We start from the raw sequence: 14,407 nt of genomic DNA, 5'->3' as shown, positions 1-14,407 counted from the left end.
GTCGCGAATCGTAAACCCTCAACGGCCCGTCGAGGCTTCAACGTCGCCGCGACACGCTGACGGCGTGTCCGGTTCGTGATGCGAGGTCAGCCGACGGATGCCGCCCGGCGGGCCGCCCACGCGCTCGCGACCATGTCGGCCAGGCCGTGCCGCATGCGCCAGTCGAGGTCGCGCGCGGCGAGGTCGCCCGAGGCGACGATGCGCGCGGGGTCGCCCTGGCGGCGGGGGCCGACCTCGGGGGCGAAGTCGATGCCCGTGACGTTCGCCACCTCGCGCATGATCTCACCGACCGAGACCCCGCGGCCGGAACCGAGGTTGTACACGGGCTCGACGGTCTCGCCGGCGTCGAGGCGGCGGGCGGCGGCGACGTGCGCATCGGCCAGGTCGGCGACGTGGATGTAGTCGCGGACGCAGGTCCCGTCGGGCGTCGCGTAGTCGGCACCGTTGATCCGCGGCGTGCGGCCCTCGAGCAGCGCGTCGAAGACGAGCGGGAAGAGGTTGTGCGGGCTCGGGTCGAAGATGTCGTCGGTGCCCGAACCGACGACGTTGAAGTACCGCAGCGAGGTGTGGCGGAGCCCCGTGGCGCGGCCCTGGTCGGCGAGCAGCCATTCGCCGATGAGCTTCGACTCGCCGTAGGGCGACTCGGGCCGCTTCGGGGTCTCCTCGGTCACGAGGTCGACATCGGGAGTGCCGTACACGGCCGCGCTCGACGAGAAGACGATGCGGTCGACTCCTTCGGACTCCATGGCCCCGAGAAGGGTGGCGGTGCCGGTGACGTTCTGCTGGTAGGTGTGCAGGGGACGCTGCACCGAGACGCCCGCGTACTTGAAGCCGGCGAGGTGCACGACGCCCTGCACGCCGTGGTCGGCCATGGTCCGCTCGAGGAGCGCGCCGTCGAGGATGGTGCCCTGGACGAACGGGGCGCCCTCGGGCACGAAGCCCCTGCGGCCGGACGAGAGGTCGTCGACGACGACCGTGTCGATGCCCTGCGCCCGGAACGCGCGCACGACGTGCGCCCCGATGTACCCCGCTCCCCCGGTGACCAGCCAGCTCATGTCCGCCTTCCGCCGCCGGCGCCTCCGACGTCGTGACGATGCTAGCGGGCGGGATCAGGCGTTGCGCGTCGGCAGGTTCTCGACGTGGCGCACGCGGTCGCGGATCTCCGGGCGGCCGTAGCCGTCGGAGTCGAGCCGCGTGAGCGTCGCCACGACACCCCACACGGCGAGCGTCGCCAGCACGAGGAAGAAGATGATGTCCATGGCAGGAATTCTGCCCCTTGCAAGATCCTGCCGACAGTGGCAGACTCGCCACTGATCGACACATTCCTGCCAGCGTGCTGGCCGGCTCAGGGAGGCCGCCGTGCTCCACTCCATCGCCTGCATCGCCGTCCCGCAGATGGCGCCGTTCGAGTTCGGCGTGATCTGCGAGGTGTTCGGCATCGACCGCTCCGAGCAGGGCGGTCCGGCGTTCGACTTCCACGTCGTCGCCGCCGAGCCGGGTCCCATCGCCACGAAGCTCGGCTTCGACGTCGTCGTGCACGAGGGCCTCGACGCCGCGCGCACCGCCGACCTCGTCGCGGTTCCCGCGTCGCTCATCGATGAGCCGGCCCACCCGGCGGTGCTCGAGGTGATCCGCGAGGCCGTCGACCGCGGCGCGTGGGTGCTCAGCGTGTGCTCGGGCGCGTTCACGCTGGGTCGCGCGGGCGTGCTCGACGGTCGCCGCGCGACCACGCACTGGATGTACACCGAGCGCATGGCCGAGATGTTCCCCCGCACCGAGGTCGATCCCGACGTCCTCTTCGTGCAGGACGGCCGGGTCGTCACCGGCGCGGGCACCGCGGCCGGCATCGACGCTGCGCTCCACATCGTGCGCACCGAGCTCGGTGCGAGCGCCGCCAACATCATCGCCCGGCGCATGGTCGTGCCCCCGCAGCGCGACGGCGGCCAGTCCCAGTTCATCCAGACGCCGATCGTCGAGTGCCGCACCGATTCGTTCGCCGAGGTGCTCGCGTGGATGCTCGAGCACCTCGACGAGGACCTCACCGTCGACCGCCTCGCCCGCAAGGCGCTCATGTCGCCGCGCACGTTCGCCCGCAAGTTCCGGGCCGAGACCGGCACCACTCCGAACGCGTGGCTGAATCGGCAGCGCCTGCTCCGCGCGCAGCAGCTCCTCGAGGAGACCGACTTCACCCTCGAGGAGATCGCACGCGAGACCGGCTTCGGCGCGGCCGCGGTCATGCGGCACCATTTCGTGAAGGTGCTGCAGACGACGCCGACGCAGTACCGCCGCGTGTTCGGCCCGCGTCAGGCCGGCTGACGGGTGACGGATGCCGCGGCATCCGGCATCGGTCCGCCCCGAACATGAGAGTGCTCTCATGCCCGCTCGTCGCGCACCCCGTCCGGTGGTAGCAATGAGGAGTGGAGGAACCGTCACGCCGAACGCGCCTGCGGCGACGCGCGATCGTCGCCGTCTCGGCCGTGGCCGTCGCCGCCTCCCTCGGCCTGGGGTTCGCGTGGGCGGCCTCGGGAACGGCCGAGCGACCGGGCGAGCACATCGACGTCGCGCCCGTGATCGACGGCGATCCGCTCGTCGTCCCCACGACGCCCCCCGCGACGGCGACGCCGGCACCGAGCGAGACGCCGCGCCCGGTTCCGGCGCCTCCGCCGGTCGACGTCGATGACGACGATGATGACGATGATGACGACGACGACGACTGACCGCGTCGCGGCGCCCCATCAGGCCAGCCGGTAGCCCATCCCGCGCACGGTCTCGATGCACTCGTGGCCGAGCTTGCCGCGCAGGTAGCGCACGTACACGTCGACCACGTTCGAGCCCGGGTCGAAGTCGTAGCCCCAGACCCGGCTCAGCAGCTGCTCGCGGCTCAGCACCTGGCCCGGATGCCTGAAGAACTCCTCGGCCAGCGCGAACTCGCGCGCCGACAGGTCGACGTCGGTTCCGCCGATCCGCACCCGTCGCGTGCGCACGTCGAGGGTCATTCCCGCGTGCGTCAGATCGGCGCCGGCCTCCGCGGGCCGCTCCGTCATCCGCAGCCGGATGCGCGCGAGGAGCTCGTCGAACCGGAACGGCTTCGGCATGTAGTCGTTCGCGCCCCCCTCGAGGCCGGCGACGGTGTCCGCTCCGGACGTCCGCGCGGTGAGCATCACGACGGGCAGCGTCGACCCGGAGCCGCGGAGCTGTGCGAGCACCTCGAAGCCGTCGATGCCCGGCAGGCCGACATCGAGCACCATGAGGTCGAACTCGCCCGAGAGCGCGCGCTCGAGCGCCTCCTCGCCGGTCGCGGCGCGCTGCACCGCGAAGCCGGCGGCGCGCAGTCCCTTCCCGACGAACGCGGCGATCCGGTCCTCGTCCTCGGCGATCAGGACGGCGCTCATCGGGTCGTCCCCCTCACGGCCTCGGCGATGCCGGCCATCGGGAGGGGCAGCGTGCGCACGTCGTCGCCCGCGAACGGGGCGCGGTCCGGCAGGACGAGCGTGAACGCCGCGCCGAAGCCGGGCGTGCTCGCGAGTTCGACGCGTCCGCCGTGCGCGCGGGCGATCGCGTCGACGATCGACAGCCCGAGTCCGGAGCCGCTCGCACCGCGGCCCTCCGAGGCGCGGCCGAAGCGCTCGAACACCCGCTCGCGCTGCGCCTCGGGGATGCCCGGACCGCGGTCGGCGACGGTGAAGCGCAGCTCGCCCGTGGCTGGATCCACGAGCGACCCGATCGTGAACGCGCCGCCCCCGTGCGTCACCGCGTTCTGGGCGAGCTGGAGCACCGCCTGGGTGATCCGCGCCGGGTCGAGCACGGCGCGGACCTCGGCGACGGGGCCGTCACCGACCTCGGCGCCGGCGATCGCGCGCGCCTTGGCGACGATCGAGCGCGTCAGGTCCGCGACATCCGTCTCGACCTGCTCGAGCGCGGAGGGCGCGCCCAGCCGGGCCATCTCGGTGAGGTCGCCGACGAGCACCGACATGCGATCGAGCTCGTCGATCGAGAGTTCCCGGGCGTCCTGGACCTCCGCCGGGTCGGTCGGGTCGAGCAGCTCCAGGTGGCCGCGCACGATCGTGATCGGCGTCTTGAGCTCGTGCCCGACGTCGTCGAGCAGCCGGCGCTGGCTCTCGAGCGCGCCCTCGAGACGATCCAGCATGTCGTTGACGGTCACGGTGAGCTCGGACACGTCGTCGCGTCCGCGCACGGGGATCCGCTCGCCCGACGCGGTCGCGGTGATGCGCGCCGCGGTCTCCCGCAGCTCCCGGAGCGGCAGGAGCAGCCGCCCCGCGACGACCCACGCCACGAATGCGAGGACCGCGAGCATCACGATCGCGGCCAGGGTGAACACCCGGGCGGCGCCGTCGATCTCGGACAGCTCGGCGCCGAGGTCGTACGCGTTGGCGAACACCCCCTCGGCGGGGTCGCCGGAGAGGCGCACGGGCGTCGCGATGTAGCGCAGCGCCACGCCGTCGTCGGCTACGTAGGTGCCGGTCACGACACGGTCGCCCGCGGTCTCCTCGACGACGCGGTCGACCAGCGCCGGATACCGGTCGAGCGGCACATCGACCGGTATCCCCGGCACGAGCGCGGCGCGGCCGTCGATGATGCCCATCGACCCGGCGTTGTCGTCGGGGTTGACCTGCTGCACGACCGCGGCGAGCGCGGGCTCGAGCCCGGTCCACTCCCCGTCGGCGACGATGAACCGCACGCTCTCGACGCTCGCGAGGAGTCGGTCCTCGACGGCGTCGAGCACGCGCTGCCGCTCGACGGCGTACGCCGCGAGTCCCGAGACGAAGATGCCGATCGCGGCGACGGCGACGACGACGCCGATGATCCGCCCGCGCACCGTCAACGCGCGCGGCCGGGCTGGTGTCTCGGTCCGGTCCATCCCTGCCATCTTCGCAGCGGCCGTGCCGGTTCGGACCCCGTGCCGGGCCGATCATGAGAGAGCTCTCATGGGCGCCTCACCCGCCTCACGTGCGCGCCCGGTCGGATGGCGAGCATGACGGGAGACGGCACGACACTCGCGCGCTCGACCGCCGAGGAGGTCGCCGCGGCGGCACTCGCCGAGGCCGGCGAGACCGTGGTCGGCATGTCGACGCTGGCGATCGAACCGCGCGGGGCCGCGTCCGTCACCGCGGTCGCCGCCGCACTCGGCGGCGACGCGACCGACGCCTCCCGCGTCGTCTACGTCGACGAATCGGTCGACCCGGCCGCGATCTGGGTGCACCCGGACGACCCGCACCTGCCGGCCCTCGCGGCCGCCGCGTTCCCGCATGCGGTCGGCGTGCTGCTCGCCAGGCTCGGCGTGCCGGGCGCCGTGGAGTCGGTCGAGCTCGTCGCCTATCGACCGACGCGACGCGCAGTGATCCGCGTCGGCGTCGGCGGCAGCGCCGTCTACGTGAAGATCGTGCGACCCGACCTCGTCGAGCGGATCGCGGGTCGCCATCGCGCGTTCGCCGCTGCCGGCGTGCCCGTGCCGCCGGTCCTCGGCTGGTCTCCGGCGGGACTGCTCGTCCTCGCCGCGGCCGACGGCACGCCGCTCGACGCCGTGGTCGCCGAGGCGGACGCCGAGGCGCTCGTCCGCGAGCTGGGCGCGCTGCGGGGTCGCATCGCCGCGATCGAGGGCATCCCGCCCTCCGCGCGCCCGTCGGTGGCGTCGCGCGCAGGCTGGTACGCGAGCCGCCTCGCCGAGCGGATGCCGCGCCTGTCCGGCCGGCTCGGACCCCTCGTGTCCGCCGCGCGCCGCGCCGCCGCGGCATCCGTCACGCCGATGACCGTGCACGGCGACCTGCACGCCGGCCAGCTCTTCGTGGGCGACGACGGACGCTCGATCACGGGCCTCGTCGACGTCGACACCGCCGCGTCCGCCGATCCCGGCATCGACTCGGGCGCCTTCGTCGCGCACGCGCTCGCGAGCGTGGTCCTGGCCGGCAGGTCCGGCGACGTCTCCCGGGCGACCGGGTTCCGCGCGCTGGCGGCGGCCGCCGAGGCATCCTGGCTGGGACGCCCGGAGGGAACCGATCACGCGCACGCGGTCGGACACCTGCTCGCGCAGGCGATGCAGTCCGCGTTCGCACGGGACGACCCCGACGGTGCAGTCGGCCTCGTCGACGCCGCCGAGCGGCTCGCCGCGCCGCGGCACCCGGCGCATGAGGACCCTCTCACCGAGTCCTCCCGGCCGCCTCATCCGCCCGCGGGAACCTGATTCCACGACGGAACCCCGTCCCGGACACGAAGGAGAAGCACCATGCAGAAGACCAAGCGCTGGATCGTGATCGGCGCATCGGGCACCCTCGGCCTCGGCCTCGTCGCCGGCGGCGCCTTGGCCGCGGCGAACGCGTTCGAACTGCGGGACGTGCCGGGCACCGTGCAGCCCGAGCAGGCCGGCACCGTCTCGGGCGAGACGCCCGCCGGCATCGCGCCCGCATCGACCTCCTCGCCGGCCACGCCGACCGCATCGACGGCACCGAGCGCCTCGACGGCCGCGAGCCCGACCCAGGCGCCGCAGTCGGTCTCCCCCGCGACGCCGGTCTCCGCGGCGACCCCGCCCACGCCGGCCTCCCCCGTGACGCCGGCGTCCGCAGCCTCGGCTCCGTCGGCGGCGTCGGCGGCCTCCGCCGACTGACGGCGGACGGTCGAGGCGGGACGGGCCCGGTCCGCGTCGGGCACCGTCCCGCCGACCGGGCCCGCACGCGGACGACCGCGTCGCAGGGCCCCTACAACAGCAGCCGGCCGGGGCGCGTACGCGCGAGCAGCAACCCGAGCACGATCGGCACGAGGAGCGCGAGCACGAAGATGACCGGCCCGGGCACGCCCACGAGGCGCCCCGCCTCGATGATCAGGGCATGACCGAGGATCACCGGCATCGCCACCCCCGCGACGGCGGTCGCGGCACGCCCCGCCCACTCGGGCACCCGGTGCGCGAGCGACTCGGCCACGAAGATCAAGCCGCACGAGATCGCGACGGCGACGGCGACACCCGCGATCGGCGTGCCGACGTCGGCGGCCTTCAGGTCGACGGGAGCCACGACGCCGGAACCGGCGAGCACGAGGCCGGCGACGACGAGCACGACGCCGAGCACGAGCGGCGCGGGCACGCGATGCCGCACGCGACGGAGACCGTCGCCGACCGCGAGGAAGAGCAGGGCCATGACACCGACGCCGACCGACCATGGAATCCAGCGGACGACGTCGGGCTGCACCGTCGCGACGGCGATCGCGAGGACGCCCACGACCGCGGGCAGCCACGGGCGCACCGCCGACAGTGCCCGCATCGCCACGACGGCGGCGACCAGGGCCGTCACGAACCAGAACGCCGCGTACTGCCCGCCGATCCGCGACCCGCCGAGGATGAGCGCCACGGGGTCCGGAAGCCGCATCGACACCACGAGCGCGGTGAACGCCGCCCAGGCGGCGGTGACGATCGCGAGCCAGAGCACGTACGGCACCAGCAGCGACCGGGTGCGCCGCCGCACCTCCTCGCCCAGCGGGCGCCCCTCGCGCCACAGGTACCCGCTGATCACGAAGAAGACCGGCACGTGCCAGCTGAAGAGCAGCGGCCGGACCAGCTCGTTCGCCCAGACGTGACCGAGCACGACCGCGACGAGGCCGACCGCACGCACGACATCGAGCGCGACCGATCGCGCGCGCGGGGGCGCGGCGAGGTTGACGGATGCGGTCGCGGACATTCCGGGTATTGTACGCACGCCGTCGCTGGACGATCCATGGCCGCGAGGACGCGCGTCCTGCGGCGTCGACGGCGCCCGGTCAGTCGTCGGCCGCGTGCCCGGTCGTCGCGACCCAGGCCGCGTCGGCGGCGGCGACCGTCAGCACGCCCTCATCCGGTGAGGCGAAGAGCGCCTCTCCGCGCGCGATCCGCCTCGTGCCCGACCCGCCGGTCACCTCGACGTCGCCGCCCTCGGCGAGCACGATCGCCGGACCCGACAGCGCCAGCCGCGCGGCGTCCGTCGTCGCCCCGACCCGGTACAGCGTGAAGTCGGGCACGGGCGGGCGGTACTCGACGACGCCGGGTGCGACCTCGGTCGCGGGCAGGAGCGGCGGGTCGATCGGAGTGAAGTCGAGCACCTCGAGCAGTTCGGGGATGTCGATGTGCTTGGGTGTGAGACCGCCGCGCAGCACGTTGTCGCTTGCCGCCATGAGTTCGACGGCGAGACCCGACAGGTAGGCGTGGACGTTGCCCGCGGCGAGGAACAGCGCCTCGCCGCGGCGAAGCGTCACCCGGTTCAGGAGCAGCGAGATGACGATGCCGGGGTCGCCCGGGTACTCCGCCGCGAGGTCCGCCACGGTGCGGAACGACGCCGCATAGGGCGAGGCGAGCGCAGCCTCCGAGGCTGCGAGCGCCGTCACCCGCTCGACCAGCCAGGCGACCTCGCCCGTGTCGCCGCCACGGCCGTCCTCGAGCAGCCATTCGACGGTCTCGCGCAGCGGCTCGTTGTCGGCGAGGCGCGCGTCGAGCAGGTCGATCGCGCCGGGCTGCGGCTCGTCGCTCGCGGCATCCGCGGCTCGCAGCACCTCCAGCACGCCGCGCACCTCGTCGAGCGGGCGGAACCCCGACAGCGCCTCGAACGTCTCGCTCACGGCGACGATGAGCTCGGGCTTGTGGAACGGGTCCTTGTAGTTGCGGTCGAACGCGTCGATCGGCACGCCCTCCGCCTCCTCCTCCGCGAAGCCGGCCCGTGCGCGCTCGGGCGTCGGATGCGCCTGCAGCGAGAGCGGCCGTGCCGCGGCCAGGACCTTCAGCAGGTAGGGCAGCCGGGCGCCCTCGCGGGCGAGCGCCGGTCCGAGCGCGGCGGTCGGGTTCGCCGCGATGAGCTCGGCGAGGTCGGCGGCGCCGACGGAAGCCGCGTCGACGACCTCTGCGGGCGACCCCGCGTGCGCGCCGAGCCAGAGCTCGGCCTCGGGCCCGCCGCTCGGATCGACGCCCCGGAACTCGGCGATCGCGGTGTGGGATCCCCACGCATAGTCTCTCGGGGTGTTGCGGATGGCGACAAACATGCGTGAGCGAGTCCTTCCGGGGTTTGGCAGCAGGCTACCAACGGCTGCGGACCCGGTCGGGTCCGTGCCTAGGCTCGGGGAGTCCGACCACCGCATTGGAGCCCCCATGACCTTCGAGCCGCTCGCGAGCGACTTCTACTCGTACGAATCCGAGCTCTCCGATCGGGAGAAGGGGGCCCTCGCCGCCATCCGCGAATGGCTCGAGCGCGACGTCAAGCCGATCGTGAACGGCTACTGGGAACGCGCCGAGTTCCCGATGGAGGTCGTGAAGCCCCTCGCCGACCTCGGCGCGCTGTCGTTCGCATGGGACGAGACGAAGCCGTTCGAGAACTCCGCCGTCTTCCGCGGGTTCGTCGCGCTCGAGCTCGCGCGGGTCGACCCGTCGGTCGGCACCTTCGTGGGCGTGCAGAACGGCCTCGCGACCGGGTCGATCGCGGTCGCCGGCTCCGACGAGCAGCGCCGCGAGTGGATCCCGAGGCTCGCGTCGGGCGAGGTCATCGGCGCGTTCGGCCTGACCGAGCCGCTGTCCGGGTCCGATTCGGCGCGCGGCCTGCAGACGACCGCGCGCCGCGAGGGCGACGAGTGGGTGCTGAACGGGCAGAAGCGCTGGATCGGCAACGCCACGTTCTCCGACATCACGATCGTCTGGGCCAAGGACGAGGCCGACGGCCAGGTCAAGGGCTTCATCGTCCCGACGTCGACGCCCGGCTACGAGGCGACGAAGATCGAGGGCAAGGTGAGCCTGCGGATGGTGCAGAACGCCGACATCACGCTCACCGACGTCCGCGTGCCCGAGTCGCTGCGGCTGCAGAACGCCAACTCGTTCCGCGACACCGCCGCGGTGCTCCGCCAGACGCGCGCGGAAGTCGCGTGGTCCGCGGTCGGCACCGCGATCGGCGCCTACGAGGCCGCCGTGCGGTACTCGAAGGAACGCGTGCAGTTCGGCAAGCCGATCGGCGCGCACCAGCTCGTGCAGGACCTGCTGGTGAAGTGCCTCGGCAACATCACGGCCTCGCTCGGCATGGTCGTGCGCGTCTCCGAGATGCTCGATCGCGGCGAGCCGCGCGACGAGCACTCGGCACTCGCGAAGGCGTATGCCACCGAGCGCATGCGCGAGACCGTCGCGTGGGCGCGCGAGGCGTGCGGCGGCAACGGCATCGTGCTCGAGTACGACGTCGCGCGGTTCTTCGCCGACGCCGAGGCGCTCTACTCCTACGAGGGCACGCGCGAGATGAACACGCTCATCGTGGGCCGCGCGATCACGGGCGAGGCCGCGTTCGTCTGAGCCCGGCACGGCGGTCCGGCGTGAGCGGATGCCGCGGGGCGCACGTCGCGCCGCGGCATCCGTCGTCTACGAACGGCCGAGTCCTCGGTACGCGAACCCGGCCGAGCGCCACGCGCCCGGGTCGAGGACGTTGCGCGCGTCGATGATGCGCGGCTCGGCCATGAGCGCGGCCACCGCGGCGGGCTTCAGGTCGCGGTACTCGCGCCATTCGGTGACGAGCACCGCGAGGTCGGCGCCCTGCAGCGCGTCCTCCGCCGTCGCGACGTAGTCGAGCTGCGGATGCCGCAGCCGGGCGTTCTCGATCCCGTGCGGATCGGTCGCGCGCACCTGGGCGCCCAGCCCGTGCAGCCGGGCCGCGACGTCGAGCGCGGGCGAGTCGCGCGTGTCGTCGGAGTCCGGCTTGAACGTCAGGCCGAGCACCGCGACGCGCCGTTCGTACACCGAACCGCCGAGCATCTCGACCGCGAGTTCGACCGCGCGCTCGCGGCGGCGCAGGTTGATCGCGTCGACCTGGCGGAGGAACGCCACCGACTCGGCGCGGCCGAGCTCCTCGGCGCGCGCGGTGAACGCGCGGATGTCCTTGGGCAGGCAGCCGCCGCCGAAGCCGATGCCCGCGTTGAGGAAGCGGCGGCCGATGCGCGCGTCGTGGCCGATCGCGTCGGCGAGGGTCGTGACATCCGCCCCGGTCGCCTCGGCGATCTCGGCCATGGCGTTGATGAAGCTGATCTTCGTGGCGAGGAAGGCGTTCGCAGCGGTCTTCACGAGCTCGGCGGTGGCGAAGTCGGTGACGATGCGGGGCGTGCCCTGCTCGATGATGTCGGCGTAGACCCGGTCGAGCAGCTCGGTCGCGCGCTCGTCGTCCACGCCGTACACGAGCCGGTCGGGGGTCAGCGTGTCGGCCACGGCGAAGCCCTCGCGCAGGAACTCCGGGTTCCACGCCACGAGTGCCGCCGAGCCCGCCTGCCGTAGGCGCCCCACGAGGTCGGCCGCCGTGCCGACCGGCACCGTGCTCTTGCCCACGATGAGCGAACCGGCGGATGCCACGGGCGCGAGCGCGTCGAACGCGCCGTTGACGTACCGGAGGTCGGCGCCGTCGGCGTTCGGCAGCTGCGGCGTGCCCACCGCCACGAAGTGGACCTCGGCGTCGGCGGCCTCGGCGAGGTCGGTCGTGAAGCGGAGCCGGCCCGAGTCGACGCCCTCGCGGAGCAGCTCGTCGAGGGCCGGCTCGAAGAACGGCGCGGCGCCCGCCTCGAGCTTCGCGATCTTCGCTGGATCCGTGTCGACGCCGACGACGTCATGCCCCAGCCTCGCCATCGCCGCGGCGTGCACCGCGCCCAGGTAACCGCATCCGACGACCGAGATCTTCACAGGGGCTCCTTCTGACGGACCATGCCCATTCTGGCCCACGGACGGCCGCTCCGGCCGCGATAGCCTTGTGCGCATGACCACCGGACGACGGCACTCGCTCGAGGGCGCGTTCGCGACGTTCGCGTTGTTCACCGCGTTCGCCGGCCAGTTCTGGCGCAACCTGCTCGGCTGGTGGGGCTTCGGCATCATCGTGGCGCTCGTCGTGATCGGCGCCGCCTGGCTGTGGTGGTCCGCCCGACCGGAGCTCGCGTGGCGCCGGGTGCCGAAGTCGACGCTCGCGTTCGTGCTCATCGCGACGCTCTCGATCGCCTGGTCCTTCTATCCCGCGGCGAGCGTGCTGGGTGTCGGCCTGCTGCTGATCACGACGTTCGTCGCCCTCTCGCTCGCACTCTCGCTCGGCTGGCACGGGTTCCTCCGTGCACTCGGCGGCGCGCTCAAGTGGTTGCTCGCCCTGTCGCTGCTGTTCGAACTCTGGGTCGCGCTGTTCGTGCGCGAGCCGCTGCTCCCCAACTTCCCCGACTTCGACCCCGACGCCGAGTCGATCCCGATGGCCTTCTACTGGTCGAGGGCACTGCTGTTCGAGGGGGGCCCCATCGAGGGCATCGTCGCGAGCCGCAACCTGCTCGCGATGGCCGCGCTCCTCGCGATCATCCTGTTCGGCGCGCTGCTCGCCAGCGGCGGCATGCGCCGGGCCCAGGGCATCGGATGGCTCGTCGTCGCGGGGCTCGCGTTCGTCCTGACCCGGTCGGCCACCGTGATCCTCGTCGCCGTGGTCGTCGCGGTCGCGCTCGCCTTCGCGCTGTGGGCCCGGCGCGTGGGGCCCGACCGGCGGCGCGGCGTGTACGCGGCCGCGACCGGGGTGCTCGCGGCATCCGTCGCCCTGCTCATCGTCTTCTGGAATGCGCTGCTCGAGCTGTTCGGCAAGGGCGACGACCTCACCGGCCGCCTCGACATCTGGGAGGCCGTGGTCGGGCTCGCGACCGAGCGGCCCTGGCTCGGCTGGGGCTGGATCGGATACTGGGTCCCCTGGGTCGAGCCGTTCGACGGGCTCGCCGTCCGCAAGGGCGTCGAGTACCTGCAGGCCCACAACGCGTGGCTCGACGTCTGGATGCAGCTCGGCGTGGTCGGCCTCGTCGCGTTCGCCTCGATCGTCGCGGGGGCGCTGTGGCGATCGTGGTTCCTCGCCGTCGACCCGCCCATGGACGAGCGGGGCGCGCGCGTGCCCTACTCGGCCGCATCGCTCATCCCGCTGCTGGCGCTCGTCGCGCTCATCGGCCAGTCGCTCGCCGAGAGCCGCATCCTCATCGAGTCCGGGTGGGTGCTGCTCATCGCCATCGCGTGGGGCACGAAGCGTCGCCAGTGGGCGCCCGAACCGCTGCCGGCGCTGACGCCGACGCGGTGGCCGCGCCGCTTCACCCGACCCCGGGTGCGTCAGTGAGGTCGGCGCTGCGCGAGTTCGCCGGATCGGCGCGCTTCGCACAGGCGCTCACCCTCATCGCGGTCGGGCTCGCGTTCTCGACCCACGCCGCGCGCGCCATGATCGGCTGGCCCGGGCTGCTCGCCGCACTCACGGTGCTCCTCGTCCTGTGCGGGCTCTCTCTCGTCGCCCGCTGGCGCGCCGTCGAGTGGTACGGCATCCTGCCGCTCACGATCCTCGTGTTCGTCGGCTGGGCGGCGGCGTCCGTCATCTGGAGCGAGGCGCCGGGCACGACGCTGCTGCGCGTCGCCTACCTCGTGGCGTTCGGCGTGCTCGGCCTGTACGTCGCGCTCATGCGCGACACGATCCAGATCGTGCGGGCCTTCGGCGACGTGCTCCGGCTGCTGCTCGCACTGTCCATCGCGCTCGAGGTGCTCTCCGGAATCCTGCTCGACCTGCCGATCGTGTTCCTCGGCATCGCCGGTGACATCGCGTCGTTCGGGCCCATCCAGGGCGTGTTCGGCTCGCGCAACTTCCTCGGATTCGTCGCGCTCATCGCGCTGCTCACGTTCATCGTCGAATGGCGCACGCGCAGCGTGCCGCGCGGCAGGTCGATCGCGTCGGTCGTGCTCGCCGCGCTGTGCATCGTGCTCGCCGGCTCGCCGGTCACGTGGATCGCGCTCGGCGCGTCGCTCGTCGCGCTCGCGGCGCTCTACGGGCTCCGTCGCGTGCCCGCACCGAGCCGCTGGCGGTGGCAGCTCGCCCTGCTCGCCACCGCGGTCGTCGGGCTGGTCACCGGCTGGGTGCTGCGCATCCGCATCATCGAGCTCCTCGACGCCCGGGGCGAGTTCGACGTGCGCCTCGACGTCTGGCGCGAGGTGTCCCGCTACCTCGCCGCGAACCCCCTGCAGGGCTGGGGCTGGATGGGCCGCTGGCCGGACTCCGCGCCGTACGTCTGGATCGAGCGCGCCATCGGCCGGGAGCTCACGTCGGCGCTCAGCGCCTGGATCGACGCGTACTTCCAGGTCGGGGTGATCGGCATGCTGCTCTTCGCGGCGCTCGTCGGCGTCGCCCTCGTGCGCTCATGGCTGCTCGCGTCCAACCGGCGCAGCGTCGTCTACCTGTGGCCGGCCCTCGTGCTCGTCGCGGTCGCCGTCACGAGCTTCGCCGAGAGCTTCGCGCTGCAGGAGGGCGGCTGGCTGCTCGTCGTCGTGTGCGCGGTCAAGGCAGCTCGCGACATGAGCTGGCGCGACGCGCTCGCCGCGGCCCGCGGCCCCGACCCGGCCGGGTGATGCGGCAGAATGGGGCGGATCCAGCGCATGCCGACG

At 73.1% G+C, this 14,407-nt stretch carries 14 protein-coding genes; 7 read left to right on the top strand and 7 right to left on the bottom strand.

Annotation, left to right across the window (positions count from 1 at the left end; genetic code table 11):
• Positions 1-86: 86 nt before the first annotated feature.
• Together galE and ACULK4_RS06250 are read right to left on the bottom strand one after the other, a co-directional pair.
• Entirely contained in the window at positions 87-1,055 is a 969-nt protein-coding gene (gene galE, locus ACULK4_RS06255; protein WP_445965272.1) for a UDP-glucose 4-epimerase GalE, read from the bottom strand.
• A 54-nt stretch (positions 1,056-1,109) separates the two neighbouring features.
• A complete protein-coding gene (locus ACULK4_RS06250) occupies positions 1,110-1,259 on the bottom strand; it encodes a hypothetical protein (RefSeq protein WP_445965271.1) in 150 nt (49 codons plus the stop codon).
• Between the two features lie 100 nt (positions 1,260-1,359).
• Between ACULK4_RS06250 and ACULK4_RS06245 the strand changes: the two genes are divergently transcribed.
• Positions 1,360-2,316, top strand: a complete 957-nt coding sequence (locus ACULK4_RS06245) for a GlxA family transcriptional regulator (protein ID WP_445965270.1) — start codon at positions 1,360-1,362, stop codon at positions 2,314-2,316.
• Between the two features lie 101 nt (positions 2,317-2,417).
• Positions 2,418-2,717: a hypothetical protein gene (locus ACULK4_RS06240; RefSeq protein ID WP_445965269.1), complete on the top strand. Its 300-nt coding sequence runs from the start codon at positions 2,418-2,420 to the stop codon at positions 2,715-2,717.
• Positions 2,718-2,735: 18 nt separating this feature from the next.
• Here ACULK4_RS06240 and ACULK4_RS06235 read toward each other — a convergent pair whose 3' ends face one another.
• On the bottom strand, positions 2,736-3,392 hold the full coding sequence (locus tag ACULK4_RS06235) for a response regulator transcription factor (protein WP_445965268.1): 657 nt from the start codon (positions 3,390-3,392) through the stop codon (positions 2,736-2,738).
• Positions 3,389-4,879: a sensor histidine kinase gene (locus ACULK4_RS06230; protein WP_445965267.1), complete on the bottom strand. Its 1,491-nt coding sequence runs from the start codon at positions 4,877-4,879 to the stop codon at positions 3,389-3,391. The genes ACULK4_RS06235 and ACULK4_RS06230 overlap by 4 nt, the downstream gene beginning before the upstream one ends.
• Before the next feature lie 114 nt (positions 4,880-4,993).
• On the opposite strand from ACULK4_RS06230, the gene ACULK4_RS06225 reads away from it, so the two are divergent.
• The gene (locus ACULK4_RS06225; protein ID WP_445965266.1) at positions 4,994-6,199 is read left to right on the top strand and encodes a phosphotransferase; all 1,206 of its coding nucleotides are present in this window, start codon (positions 4,994-4,996) and stop codon (positions 6,197-6,199) included.
• A 42-nt stretch (positions 6,200-6,241) separates the two neighbouring features.
• The gene (locus tag ACULK4_RS06220) at positions 6,242-6,619 is read left to right on the top strand and encodes a hypothetical protein (RefSeq protein ID WP_445965265.1); all 378 of its coding nucleotides are present in this window, start codon (positions 6,242-6,244) and stop codon (positions 6,617-6,619) included.
• 91 nt (positions 6,620-6,710) lie between these two features.
• Here ACULK4_RS06220 and ACULK4_RS06215 read toward each other — a convergent pair whose 3' ends face one another.
• Together ACULK4_RS06215 and manA are read right to left on the bottom strand one after the other, a co-directional pair.
• Positions 6,711-7,682 carry an acyltransferase family protein gene (locus ACULK4_RS06215; protein ID WP_445965264.1) on the bottom strand — a complete coding sequence of 324 codons (972 nt, stop codon included), beginning with the start codon at positions 7,680-7,682 and terminating at the stop codon, positions 6,711-6,713.
• Between the two features lie 79 nt (positions 7,683-7,761).
• On the bottom strand, positions 7,762-9,009 hold the full coding sequence (gene manA / locus ACULK4_RS06210; protein ID WP_445965263.1) for a mannose-6-phosphate isomerase, class I: 1,248 nt from the start codon (positions 9,007-9,009) through the stop codon (positions 7,762-7,764).
• A gap of 106 nt (positions 9,010-9,115) precedes the next feature.
• Here manA and ACULK4_RS06205 point away from each other — a divergent pair, with 106 nt between their 5' ends.
• On the top strand, positions 9,116-10,294 hold the full coding sequence (locus ACULK4_RS06205) for an acyl-CoA dehydrogenase family protein (RefSeq protein WP_445965262.1): 1,179 nt from the start codon (positions 9,116-9,118) through the stop codon (positions 10,292-10,294).
• Between the two features lie 66 nt (positions 10,295-10,360).
• Here ACULK4_RS06205 and ACULK4_RS06200 read toward each other — a convergent pair whose 3' ends face one another.
• Positions 10,361-11,662, bottom strand: coding sequence for a UDP-glucose dehydrogenase family protein (locus tag ACULK4_RS06200; RefSeq protein ID WP_445965261.1), 1,302 nt, complete (start codon positions 11,660-11,662; stop codon positions 10,361-10,363).
• A 73-nt stretch (positions 11,663-11,735) separates the two neighbouring features.
• Between ACULK4_RS06200 and ACULK4_RS06195 the strand changes: the two genes are divergently transcribed.
• On the top strand, positions 11,736-13,100 hold the full coding sequence (locus tag ACULK4_RS06195; RefSeq protein WP_445965260.1) for an O-antigen ligase family protein: 1,365 nt from the start codon (positions 11,736-11,738) through the stop codon (positions 13,098-13,100).
• Positions 13,097-14,371, top strand: coding sequence for an O-antigen ligase family protein (locus tag ACULK4_RS06190; RefSeq protein WP_445965259.1), 1,275 nt, complete (start codon positions 13,097-13,099; stop codon positions 14,369-14,371). The genes ACULK4_RS06195 and ACULK4_RS06190 overlap by 4 nt, the downstream gene beginning before the upstream one ends.
• The last annotated feature ends 36 nt before the right edge of the window (positions 14,372-14,407 follow it).

It is taken from the genome of Agromyces selenitireducens (assembly GCF_052748465.2).
The sequence above is the reverse complement of the archived record's forward strand: the minus strand, read 5'-3'. Positions and strand labels throughout refer to the sequence as shown.